The sequence below is a fragment of the Stenotrophomonas sp. SMYL41 genome (assembly GCF_036319965.1).
GTDB lineage: Bacteria > Pseudomonadota > Gammaproteobacteria > Xanthomonadales > Xanthomonadaceae > Stenotrophomonas > Stenotrophomonas maltophilia_R.
Map to the genome: position 1 here is coordinate 179,495 of NZ_JAWIRX010000004.1, position 12,242 is coordinate 191,736.

Sequence of the window (12,242 nt, forward strand, 5' to 3'; positions counted from 1 at the left end):
GCGGAAGTCTTCAGGAATGCGAGGAATCGGAATGGGAGGCGATCGGTGCGCGGTCGGCGTCAGTGGGCTGGAAACCACCGCCCAGCGCCTTGCTCAGGCGCACCGAGGTCTGCACCTGCTGCGACTGCAGGCCGGCCAGCTGCTGCTGCGACTGCAGCAGGGTGGACTGCGCGGTCAGCACGTCCAGGTAGCTGCCGATGCCGGCGCGGTAGCGCTGCTGGGCCAGGTCGAAGGCGGAACGCGCGGTGTCCACCGCCTGCTGCTGCGCGTGCGCCTGCTGCGCCAGCGAGCGCACCGCGTTGACCTGGTCGGCCACGTCGCGCAGTGCATCGAGCACCGTCTGGTTGTAGTTGGCCACCGCCAGGTCGTACTGCGCATCCGTGTTGGCCAGGTTGGCGCGCAGCTTGCCGCCTTCGAAGATCGGCAGGCTCAGCGCCGGTCCGATGTAGGCGAAGGTCGAACTGCTCTTCAGCAGGTCACCCACGTTCGGGGCGACCACGCCGGCCAGCGCGGTCAGGTTGAAGCTCGGGTAGAACTTGGTCCTGGCGACCTTGATCTGCTTGTCGGCCGCTTCCACGCGCCAGCGCGCGGCCACGATGTCGGGGCGACGGCCCAGCAGTTCGCTGGGCAGCACGCCGGGCAGCTGCAGCGCCATCGGGTTCAGCGGCTGCGGACGCTGGATCGACAGGCCCCGGTCCGGCCCCTTGCCGACCAGGGCGGCCAGCGCGGTGCGGGCCGCGTCGATGCGCTGCTGCGCGGCCAGCACCTGCTGCTGTGCGGCCGGCACGCGGGCCTCGGCCTGGCGCACCTGCAGGTCGCTGTCGATGCCGGCACTGCGCCGCTGGCGGGTCAACTGCAGCGACTTCTGCGAGCGGCTCAGTTCTTCCTCGGCCACGTCGTTGAGCTGCCACGCGTAAGCCAGATCGGCATAGGCCTGGGCAATGCCGGTGGACAGGCTCAGCCGTGCGGCCTGGGCTTCGACGGTGGCGGCATGCGCGCCATCCACCGCAGCTTCCCAGGCAGCGCGCTTGCCGCCCCACAGGTCCACGCCATAGCTGAAATCGAAGGCAACCTGGCTGCTGCCCGCATAATGGCCGCCCATCTCACTGCCGGCCATCGACTCGGGCAGGCGCAGGCCGGTGTAGCCACCGGACACCGACAGGCTGGGCAGGCGATCGGCACGCGCGGTACCGACCTGGGCCTGGGCCTGGCGCAGGCGCGCATCGGCGGCGTCCAGGCTCGGGTGGCCGGCCAGGCCTTCGGCAACCAGCGCGTCCAGCTGCGCATCGCCCAGCGCCTTCCACCAGTCCTGCGCCGGGAAGCCGGTGGCGCTCAGGTCGGTGTCGGCCAGGGTGCGTTCGCTGTGCAGGCTGTCCACGTCGAGCACGTGGCCCTGCGGGTTGAGGCCACGACTGCTGGCGCAGGCGGCCAGGGCCAGGGCCAGCGCTGACACCAGCAGCGCGCGCCCGGACCGGCGGAAAGTGGAATGCGGGATCGGGTTCATGGGGTCGTCAGTGAATCGCGGATTCGGGTAAGGAGAGACAGCAGCAGCGTGCGCTCGTCGGCGGAAAGATCACGCAGGGCGTAATCCATCACCGCGTCGCCGCGCAGCTTCAGCCGTGCCCACAGCGCGCGGCCTTCGTCGGTCAGCACGATCTGCAGTGCACGCCGGTCCTGCGCATGCGGCTCGCGGCGGACGCAACCCAGCGCTTCCAGCTTGTCCAGCAGGCGGGTGACCGCGCTGGGCACCTGGTCGATGGCCTGGGCCAGCTCGTTGGCCGTGCACGGAGCCATGTTGGAAAGCACCTTCAGCCCGATGTAGTGGGTGAAGCCGATACCCAGATCTTCTTCAGCCATGGACGCGTCGAGTTGCCGGACCAGGCCGTCGCGCACCTGGCGCAGCAGCAGGCCGAAGCTGGGGGGAGTGGTTGCAGGACAGATCATGGGGGAGCATTCTCTTCCAAAAAAAATATTTCTCAATGGAAATATTCGATCTGGCATCGAATGCTGTGTTGCAGCAGCGGGCTGGATCAGTGAAGGCGCCTACCTTAATGATCCGCTCAGGTGGCCCGGTAGTACAATTAAGCCAATGGATGACACATTTCAGCCAGCGGACATGATGAACAAGGCAGAAATCCCCCCTCCCAAGCGGCTGTTGCGTGATGACGCCCTGGATTGGTTCGAGCGCAATGACGGGCCACCGGTCGTCGCATTCCGCTTTGACAGCCCGCTGGGTCTGGTCCGTGAAGTGGACTGGCACCACCACGAGCGTGCCCAGCTGATCTGCGTCGAACGTGGCCTGCTGACCACCCGCACCTCGCATGGGACGTGGTCGCTGGCACCGGGCTCGGCCGGCTGGATGCCGCCGCTGGAGCCGCATACGGTCACCCTCGACGGCCCGCTGCGCGGCTGGGGCATGGCGCTGGCCGCGCCGGCCTGCGCCACCCTGCCCGCCGATCCCTGCGTACTGGGCCTGTCCAAGCTGGCGCAGGCACTGGCCGACCGCATCTGCGAATGGCCGCTGGGCTATGACACCACGCCCGAGCGCCAGCACATCATCGACGTGCTGCTGGACGAGATCCGCACCGCACCACGCCAGCGCATGCACCTGCCGATGCCACACGACCGGCGCCTGCTGAAGATCGCCTCTCAGCTGCTGGCCGACCCCTCCGACGAACGCAGCCTGGCCGAATGGGCGCATTGGGCGGGCCTGTCGCCGCGCAGCCTGACCCGCCACTTCCGCGACGAGACCACGCTCAGCTTCGCCCAATGGCGGCAACAGGCCCGCCTTTCCGAGGCCCTGCGACAGCTCACCGACGGCCGCAGCGTGGCCGACATCGCCCACGCGCTGGGCTTCAGCAGCGCCAGCGCCTTCGTCACCGTGTTCCGCCGCCACTTCGGGTTGCCACCCGGGCGCTACCTGGCACGGGCCGGGCACGGCCTGGAAACCGGGCTGGATCCTGCGCGCGGCTTGGCATCCCCCGCCGCATCCGGATAATCACAGGATTGCGAGCGGCGACCGCCGTCGCCGCCTCCCGACATAGGTAACAACGCCGCATGACCGAACTTGCCCGCCCCGTGTTCCACGGATTCGAACAACTGCCGCTGCGCGAGTACGCCGAACGCGCCTACCTCGACTACTCGATGTACGTGGTCCTGGACCGTGCCCTGCCGTTCATCGGCGACGGCCTGAAGCCGGTGCAGCGCCGCATCATCTATTCGATGAGCGAGCTGGGCCTGAATGCCGCGTCCAAGCCGAAGAAGTCCGCGCGCACCGTCGGTGACGTCATCGGCAAGTACCACCCGCACGGCGACAGCGCGTGCTATGAGGCGCTGGTGCTGATGGCCCAGCCGTTCTCGTACCGCTACCCGCTGATCGAGGGCCAGGGCAACTTCGGCTCCAGCGACGACCCGAAGTCGTTCGCGGCGATGCGTTACACCGAATCCAAGCTGACCCCGATCGCCGAAGTGCTGCTGGGCGAACTGGGCCAGGGCACCACCGACTGGGCACCGAACTTCGACGGCACCCTGCAGGAGCCGACCTGGATGCCGGCGCGGCTGCCGCACCTGCTGCTGAACGGCACCACCGGCATCGCCGTGGGCATGGCCACCGACGTGCCGCCGCACAATCTCAACGAGATCGTCAGCGCGCTGCTGCACCTGCTGGACAACCCCGATGCCAGCGTGCGCGACCTGTGCGAGCACGTGCAGGGCCCGGACTACCCGTCCAGCGCCGAGATCATCACCCCGGCCAACGACCTGCGGAACATCTACGAGACCGGCAACGGCAGCGTGCGTGCGCGTGCCACCTTCACCAAGGAAGCGCACAACATCGTGGTCACCGCGCTGCCGTTCCAGGTGTCGCCGTCGAAGGTGATCGAGCAGATCGCCGCGCAGATGCGCGCCAAGAAGCTGCCGTGGCTGGAGGACATCCGCGATGAATCCGACCACGCCAACCCGGTGCGCGTGGTGCTGGTGCCGCGCTCCAACCGCGTCGACGCCGAGCAGCTGATGGGCCACCTGTTCGCGACCACGGACATGGAACGCAGCTACCGCGTCAACCTCAACGTGATCGGGCTGGACGGCCGTCCGCAGGTGAAGAACCTGAAGATGCTGCTCAGCGAATGGCTGACCTTCCGCAGCAACACCGTCACCCGCCGCCTGCAGCACCGCCTGCAGAAGGTCGAGCGCCGCCTGCACCTGCTGGAAGGCCTGCTGGTCGCCTTCCTCAACCTGGACGAGGTGATCCACATCATCCGTACCGAGGACGAACCGAAGGCGGCGCTGATCGCGCGCTTCGGCCTGTCCGAGGAACAGGCCGAGTACATCCTGGAAACCAAGCTGAAGCAGCTGGCCCGCCTGGAAGAGATGAAGATCCGCGGCGAGCAGGACGAGCTGGCCAAGGAACGCGAGAAGATCCTCGGCATCCTCGACAGCAAGGCCAAGCTGAAGAAGCTGATCCGCGACGAACTGACCGCCGATGCCAAGAAGTTCGGCGACGCACGGCGTTCGCCGCTGGTGCAGCGCCAGGCCGCGCAGGCCATCGACGAGACCGAGCTGGTGCCGAGCGAGCCGATGACGGTGGTGCTGTCGGAGAAGGGTTGGATCCGTGCCGCCAAGGGCCACGACGTCGATGCGTCCGCCCTGTCCTACCGCGACGGCGACGCCCTGCAGGGCGCGGTGCGCGCGCGCAGCACCCAGCAGGTTGCGTTCCTCGACAGCGAGGGCCGCGCCTACTCGACGCCGGTGCACACCCTGCCCTCCGCGCGTGGCAACGGTGAACCGCTGACCGGCCGCTTCTCGCCGGCGCCGGGCACCAGCTTCGTGACCCTGGCCAGCGCCGAGCCGGATACCCGCTTCGTGCTGGCCTCCACCCACGGCTATGGCTTCGTCACCCGCTTCGAGAACCTGATCGGCCGCAACAAGGCCGGCAAGGCGATGCTGAACCTATCGGCGGGTTCGTCGGTGCTGGCCCCGTCGGTGGTCGCCAACGTCGCCACCGACCGCATCGTGGCGGTGACCAGTTCGGGCAACCTGCTGGCGATCGCCGCCAACGACCTGCCGGAACTGGACAAGGGCAAGGGCAACAAGATCATCGAGATCCCGAAGGCCAAGCTCGCCACCGAACGCGTGGTCGCCATCGTGGCGATCAGCCCGGGCCAGACCCTGCAGGTCCGCGCCGGCCAGCGCACCATGGGCCTGAAGTTCAACGAGCTCGATGCCTACCTCGGCGCGCGCGCGACCCGCGGCCACCTGCTGCCGCGCGGCTGGCAGAAGGTGGAAGGGCTGTCGGTGGAATGAGGGCAGGTGTCAACCCTGGTTGACACGCCTCGCCTGACGCAGGACACGAAAAAGCCGGGGCATTCCCCGGCTTTTTCGTTGTCGGCTGGCGGGCGGTGGAGCGGCTGGCGGGCGAAGGCTGGCTGGCGGTGCTCCGGTGCTGGCGGGCGACAGAACGCTGTGCTTCCGGTACAGCCGACCGCTGGTCGGCTGCTTTTTGCTTCTGGTAGAGCCGACTGTCAGTCGGCTGCCTTTTAAAGATCAGCCGAGCATGACTCCGGCTCTACAGAAGGGGACGTCGGCTCAGTGCGCCGGGGCACCGTTGCCGTCGATCTTGCTCAGCTGGTACAGCTCCAGGCCGATGCGCTTGATCAGGCCCAGCTGCTGCTCCAGCCACCAGGCGTGGTCTTCCTCGGTGTCCTTCAGCTGCGCCAGCAGCATGTCGCGGCTCACGTAGTCCCCCTTCTCCTCGCACAGCTTCATGCCGGCGGCGAGATTGTTCCGAACCGCGTATTCAGTGTCGAGATCCTTCTGCAGCATCTCCTCCACGGTCTTGCCCGGCTCGGTGGCATGCGGGCGCATGTCCGGGTCGCCGCCGAGGAACAGGATGCGGCGCAGCAGTGCATCGGCGTGCTGGGTCTCTTCTTCCATCTCGTGGTTCAGGCGTTCGTAAAGCGCGAACAGGCCCTGGTCCTCGTAGCGGCGGGAGTGGATGAAGTACTGGTCGCGGGCAGCAAGCTCGCCGCGCAGCAGTTCCTTCAGGCAGGCGATGACGTCCGGGTTGCCTTTCATGGGGGGCTCCTGTGAATCGATGTGGCATAGGGTGCCGCATTTCAGAATCCGGTGATCTAATCGGAATCAGTCGCAGTTGCGCCTGCGGCTACAATCCGCCCACGAGTTCGGAAAGGACGTGCGATGCGACGTACATGGCGTTGGGTGGTGGGCGTGTTGATCGCCATCATGCTGGTCACCGCACTGGTCCTGTGGCTGCTGCTGCGCGGCAGCCTGGCCGACCTCGACGGCGAACATGCACTGCCCGGGCTGGCCAGGCCGGTCACCGTCGAGCGCGATGCGCTGGGCGTGGTCACCATCACCGCCGGCAGCCAGGCCGACGCGATGCGCGCGCTGGGCCGCGTGCATGCGCAGGAACGCTATTTCGAAATGGACCTGATGCGCCGCAGCGCGGCCGGCGAGCTGTCGGCGCTGTTCGGGCCGAAGGCCATCGACGCCGACAAGCGCATGCGCGTGCACCGCCTGCGCGCGCGCACCGAGGCGCATCTGGACGCCGCGCTGGGCGGCAGCGGTGCGGTTGTGCGCGCCTATGTGGACGGCGTCAACGAAGGCCTTGCAGATCTCTCGGTGCGTCCATGGGCTTACCTGCTGCTGCGGCAGTCACCACGCCCGTGGCAGGCCAGCGACAGTGTGCTGACCGGGCTGGCCATGTACGCCGACCTGCAGGACCCGGGCAACCAGACCGAGCTTGCGCTCAGCCGCATCCGCGCGGTGGTGCCGCCTGCGCTGTACGCGCTGATCGCCCACGACGGCACCGAATGGGATGCACCGCTGTTTGGTGAACCCACCGGCAACGCCCCCCCTGCCCGATGCCAGCCAGCTGGACCTGCGCACATTGAAGGAAAAACCAGGCGCCGAGCAGGAAGAGGCCGATGCCGTCGGCAGCAACAACTTCGCGGTAGCCGGGGCGCTCACCGCCGACGGCCGCGCGATCATCGCCGACGACATGCACCTGGGCCTGCGCGCCCCCGGCCTGTGGTTCCGCGTGCGGCTGCGCTACCCCGACCCGCAGGCCGCTGGCGGCCAGGTCGATGTCACCGGCTTCTCGCTGCCCGGCCTGCCGGCAGTGATCGTCGGCAGCAACGGGCACGTTGCCTGGGGCTTCACCAACAGTTACATCGACACGGCGGACTACCGTACGGAAGCAGCCAATGCCGCCGTGACCGTGCATGAAGAACGCATCACCGTGGCCGGCCAGGCCGACGTGGTGTTCCCGGTGCGCGAAACCGCCTGGGGGCCGATCCTGCACACCCATGCCGATGGCAGCGGCGATGCCCTGCGTTGGGTCGCGCACCTGCCCGGCGCGGTGCGCCTGGACTTTGGTGACCTGGCCCGTGCAGGAGACCTCGACAGCGCGCTGCGCTTCGCCGACGAGGCAGGCATCCCTGCGCAGAACCTGGTGGTCGGCGATCGCAGCGGACGCATCGCCTGGCGCCTGATCGGCGCCCGTCCGGACCGCGGCCCCGGCTGTGCACCGGCCGGCTTCAATGCGGCCAGCAACCAGGACTGCGCGCCCTGGCCAATCCGCAGCGATGCCTCGCCGGCACTGATCGATCCCCCCAACCATCGCCTGTGGACCGCCAACGGTCGCGTCCTCGACGGCGAGGCACTGGCTACCGTCGGCAACGGCGGCTATGACCTCGGTGCCCGGGCGCGGCAGATCCGCGACCTGCTGGCGATCCAGGACCGCTTCGATGAGCACGACCTGCTGGCGATCCAGCTCGATGACCGCGCCGTGTTCCTGCAGCGCTGGTGGGCCCTGCTGCACGACGCGATCGAACCCAGTGACGACCCTGCGCTGAAGCGCTTGAAGTCCGTCAGCCACCAATGGGACGGCCGGGCTTCGGCCAGCTCGGTCAGCTACCGGGTGGTGCGCGAGTTCCGCGCGCAGGTGATGGAGACGCTATCCGATGCACTGCTGGCGCCGGCCCATGCGCAGCTGGGCGATGCCTATCTGGAGCCGCGCCTGGCCCAGCTGGAAGGCGTGGCCTGGCCGATGCTGGAACAGCGCCCGGCCAACCTGCTGCCACCCGCTTTCGACAGCTGGGACGCGCTGCTGCTTGATGCAGCGCGCCGCACCGAGAGCGAGCTGGCCAAGCACGGCCCGCTGGCCCAGCGCAGCTGGGGGGAGCGCAACACTGCGGCGCTCTGTCACCCGCTTGCACGGGCGTTGCCCAGGATCACCCAGCGCTGGCTGTGCATGCCCGCCGACCACCTGCCCGGCGACCGCGACATGCCGCGCGTGCAGACGCCGAATTTCGGCGCCTCTGAACGCATGGTGGTCTCGCCCGGCCACGAGGCCGACGGCATCGTGCATATGCCCGGCGGCCAGAGCGGCCATCCGCTGTCACCGTACTGGGGCGCCGGCCACGAAGACTGGGTGCATGGGCGCCCGACGCCGTTCCTGCCCGGCAAGGCGCAGCACACCATGACGCTGGTCCCGGCGAGGTAGCGCCAGCACGGTCAGCCTCTACGCCGCTCGATCAGGCCCAGCAGCGGCCCGGTCATCGCCGTGGTCACCAGCGCCATGATCACCAGCACCGCGAACAGGCGGTCGCCGAGCAGGCCCAGTTCGTAGCCCAGGTTGAGCACGATCAGCTCCATCAGGCCACGGGTGTTCATCAGCGCCCCCAGCCGCCACGCTTCGCGCGATGGCATGCCCGCACTGCGCGCCGCGCTGAAGGTACCCAGCAGCTTGCCGGCCGCGGCCACCACGATCACCACCACGCACAACACGATGTCGCTGGCCTGCAGCGCATCGGCGCGCATGCGCAGCCCGGTCATGGCGAAGAACAACGGCAGCAGCAGGGTCACCGCGAACGGTTCGACCCGGGCCATCAGCAGGTCGCGCAGATTCGCGTTGGACGATACCGCGACGCCCGCGGCGAACGCGCCGAACAGCGCGTGGATGCCCAGCATTTCGGTGACCAGCGCACTGCCCAGCGACAGCAGCAGGATGCCAAGCAGCCAGCGCCCCTCACGGCCTGGCGCAATCTGCTGGCGCGCGAACCATGGCTTCACCAGCCCCAGCATCAACGCCACGAACGCCACCACGCACAGCAGGTTCAGGCTGGCCGGCAACCAGCCGCTGGCCTGCGCAGCCGCCACGATCAATGCCAGCAGGCACCATGCCGTGGCATCGCCCAATGCCGCGCAAGCGATGGCGGTCTGACCCAGCGGCGTCTGCGTGATACCGCGGTCGGCAAGGATGCGCAGCAGCACGGGAAACGCGGTAATGCTCATCGAGATGCCGACGAACAACGCGAATGCGGTAAAGCCCACACCCTGCGGACCGTGTTGCGGATACAGCCAGATGGCCAGCGCCACGCCAAGCGCGAACGGCACTGCAATGCCGGCATGGCTGACCGTGAAGGCGAAGCGCCGGCGGCCACGCAGCGCCGCCAGGTCCAGCTCGGCACCGGCCACCAGCAGGAACATCAGCACGCCCAACTGGCTGAGCATGCTCAGCGGCCCCAGAGAACTGGCCGGGAACAAGGCGCCATGCAGCTGCGGCACCAGGCTGCCGAGCACCAGCGGCCCCATCATCAGGCCAGCGGCCATCTCGCCGATCACGGCAGGCTGGCCGAGGCGCTTGAGCAGTGCGCCCGCGCCCTTTGCCACCAGCAGCAGCACCAGCAGTTGCAGCAGGAACAGGGCCAGCGGTGACGCCAGATGCTGCACCCAGCGGCCTTCAGCCGCAGCCGTGGCGCGGGCAACCGCCTCAGGCGCCGCCGGCCCGGCATACCGCGCCAGCAGCACGCCGGCCAGCAAGGGCACCCCGGCCCAGGCCAGGTAGCGCCATCCCCACTTGATCGGCGGCGCCTGGCCCCCGGTCCGTACGTCCATGAACATTCCCCAATGTGCAGGGAGCGATGATACGAAAATGGGGACGGAGGGGATCAAGTCATTTGAGGCACAAACGACTTGATCCCCTCCGTCCCCTTTTCGGCGCTTAAGCCAGTGCCTGCGCGTGCACGCCGGCGATCGCGCGACCCGACGGATCTGCAGCGGCGGCGAAGCTGGCATCCCAGGCAATCGCCGCCGGCGACGAGCAGGCGATCGACTTGCCGCCCGGCACGGTTTCGGCAGCCGCACGGCTCGGGAAGAACTGCTCGAACAGGTGGCGGTAGTAATACGCCTCCTTGGTCTGCGGCGGGTTGTGCGGGAAGCGCTTGTCGGCCGCCGCCAGTACGCGATCGCTCACCTGCGCTTCGGCATGCGCCTTCAGCCCATCGATCCAGCCGTAGCCAACGCCATCGCTGAACTGCTCCTTCTGCCGCCACAGGATGCTGTCCGGCAGGTAGCCGTCGAAGGCCTCGCGCAGCACCGCCTTCTCGATGCGGCGGCCACCAAAGCCGGCACCGACCATCTTGTGCGCGGCATCGAAGCGCATCGCCACATCAAGGAACTCCCGGTCGAGGAACGGCACGCGTGGCTCCACGCCCCAGGCCATCATCGACTTGTTGGCGCGCAGGCAGTCGTAGTTGTGCAGAGCGTCGAGCTTGCGCACCAGCTCATCGTGGAATTCACGCGCATCCGGTGCCTTGTGGAAGTACAGGTAGCCACCGAAGATCTCGTCGCTGCCTTCGCCCGAGAGCACCATCTTCACGCCCATCGCCTTGATCCGCCGCGCCAGCAGGAACATCGGCGTCGATGCGCGGATGGTGGTGACGTCGTAGGTCTCGATGTGGCGGATCACTTCCGGCAGCGCATCGAGGCCTTCCTCGAAGGTGTACTCGAAACCGTGATGCACGGTGCCCAGCGCTTCGGCGGCGATCGCAGCGGCGGCCAGGTCGGGCGAGCCCTTCAAGCCGATCGCGAACGAGTGCAGGCGCGGCCACCAGGCTTCGGTCTGCCCGCCATCCTCGATGCGGCGACGCGCATAGCGCGCGGCAACGGCCGCCACCAGCGACGAATCGAGGCCACCGGACAGCAGCACGCCGTACGGCACGTCGCTCATCAGCTGGCGCTCCACCGCATGCTCGAACGCCTGGCGCAGCTCGGCCAGGTCGGCCTGGCGGCCCTGCACGTCGGCATAGTCGCGCCACGGCTGCTGGTAATAGCGCACCAGCTCACCACTGGCACTGTCGAAATAGTGGCCCGGCGGGAATTGCGCGACGTCGGCACAGGTATCGACCAGCGCCTTCATTTCCGACGCGACGCGCAGGCGCCCCTGGGCATCGTGGCCCCAGTACAAGGGCACCACGCCCACCGGGTCGCGCGCCACCAGCACGCGCCCGCTGTCACGGTCCCACAGCGCGAAGGCGAAGATGCCATTGAGCTGTTCCAGCCACTGCGCCGGCGAACCACCCTGGCGGTACAGCGCGTTGATCACCTCACAGTCCGAGCCGGTCTGGAAGTCGTAGGCGGTGGTCAGCGCCGCCTTCAATGCCTGGTGGTTGTAGATCTCGCCGTTGACCGCCAGCGCCAGCTGGCCATCGGCCGACAGCAGCGGCTGCGAACCACCGGCCGGGTCGACGATGGCCAGCCGCTCGTGGACCAGCAGCGCACCTTCGTCGAGGTACACGCCGCTCCAGTCCGGGCCGCGGTGGCGCTGGCGCTGCGACAGTTCCAGCGCATGGCGGCGCAGGGCGGGAAGATCGTCACCGGCCTGCAGGCCGAAGATTCCGAAGATCGAACACATGGGGGAGCTCCTGTTGGGGGATTTCACGGGTGGGAGGTGTTCGACCGGCCATCCAGGCCCGGGTGGGGCTGCGCCCGGGCACAAAAAAACCCGCATCGACCGATGCGGGTTTTCTGGTGTCCGGGCGTATGTTGCTGTCTATCTGCCCAGGGCGCAGTCCCGCATCGGCCGCGCACGATTATTCGCGCGCAGATTATTGCGGTTGTTGTTGACGGCGGTGGCCAGGCGGATCGACATGGAAACGACCCTACCCCGGTTTCCAGCACGGCGCAACCGTTGCGTTGGCAACCACTTCACGAAGCGCAGGTGGACCTGGGCGCGCTGCTCGAGAAGGTCGTGGGGCTGCCGCGTGATCCGGCGCATGCGTTTCAGCTGTACCAGCACGCCGGTGAGCACGGGTTCGCCCGGGCCGAAGCTCAGCACTTCTGCATGGCGGCGCCCAGCTACTGGGAAAAAGCGATCAGGCCGCCGTTCTTCATTCTTTCAGGGAGCAGTGCCGGCGGGCGGTGTGCCGACCAACGGTCGG

The 12,242-nt window shown here is 68.1% G+C and carries 8 protein-coding genes and 1 pseudogene; 3 read left to right on the forward strand and 6 right to left on the reverse strand.

All coding sequences use genetic code 11. The annotated features are described in order from the left end of the window. Positions 1-10: 10 nt before the first annotated feature. Entirely contained in the window at positions 11-1,504 is a 1,494-nt protein-coding gene (gene emrC, locus V3B30_RS06700; RefSeq protein WP_262084493.1) for a multidrug efflux transporter outer membrane subunit EmrC, read from the reverse strand. Continuing rightward, positions 1,501-1,944 carry a multidrug efflux system transcriptional regulator EmrR gene (gene emrR, locus V3B30_RS06705; RefSeq protein WP_005415875.1) on the reverse strand — a complete coding sequence of 148 codons (444 nt, stop codon included), beginning with the start codon at positions 1,942-1,944 and terminating at the stop codon, positions 1,501-1,503. Before emrR ends, emrC begins: the two co-directional genes overlap by 4 nt. Positions 1,945-2,116: 172 nt before the next feature. Here emrR and V3B30_RS06710 point away from each other — a divergent pair, with 172 nt between their 5' ends. Then, complete coding sequence (locus tag V3B30_RS06710; protein WP_202908116.1) at positions 2,117-2,998, forward strand: helix-turn-helix transcriptional regulator; 882 nt, start codon at positions 2,117-2,119, stop codon at positions 2,996-2,998. A 59-nt stretch (positions 2,999-3,057) separates the two neighbouring features. After that, the gene (gene parC, locus V3B30_RS06715; RefSeq protein ID WP_100471773.1) at positions 3,058-5,301 is read left to right on the forward strand and encodes a DNA topoisomerase IV subunit A; all 2,244 of its coding nucleotides are present in this window, start codon (positions 3,058-3,060) and stop codon (positions 5,299-5,301) included. Positions 5,302-5,583: 282 nt separating this feature from the next. Here parC and bfr read toward each other — a convergent pair whose 3' ends face one another. Further along, complete coding sequence (gene bfr, locus V3B30_RS06720; protein ID WP_004151115.1) at positions 5,584-6,072, reverse strand: bacterioferritin; 489 nt, start codon at positions 6,070-6,072, stop codon at positions 5,584-5,586. Positions 6,073-6,195: 123 nt separating this feature from the next. Here bfr and V3B30_RS06725 point away from each other — a divergent pair. Beyond that, a pseudogene (locus tag V3B30_RS06725) lies at positions 6,196-8,524 on the forward strand (penicillin acylase family protein). Between the two features lie 11 nt (positions 8,525-8,535). On the opposite strand, the gene V3B30_RS06730 reads toward V3B30_RS06725, so the two are convergent. The 3 genes from V3B30_RS06730 to V3B30_RS06740 all read right to left on the reverse strand — a co-directional run bounded on the left by V3B30_RS06730 (position 8,536) and on the right by V3B30_RS06740 (position 12,139). After that, positions 8,536-9,924, reverse strand: coding sequence for a cation:proton antiporter (locus V3B30_RS06730; RefSeq protein WP_262084494.1), 1,389 nt, complete (start codon positions 9,922-9,924; stop codon positions 8,536-8,538). A gap of 100 nt (positions 9,925-10,024) precedes the next feature. Then, positions 10,025-11,716 carry an asparagine synthase B gene (gene asnB / locus V3B30_RS06735; protein ID WP_262084495.1) on the reverse strand — a complete coding sequence of 564 codons (1,692 nt, stop codon included), beginning with the start codon at positions 11,714-11,716 and terminating at the stop codon, positions 10,025-10,027. A 138-nt stretch (positions 11,717-11,854) separates the two neighbouring features. After that, positions 11,855-12,139 (reverse strand): hypothetical protein, encoded by a 285-nt coding sequence (locus V3B30_RS06740; protein WP_262084496.1) that lies wholly within the window; start codon positions 12,137-12,139, stop codon positions 11,855-11,857. Positions 12,140-12,242 lie beyond the last annotated feature (103 nt).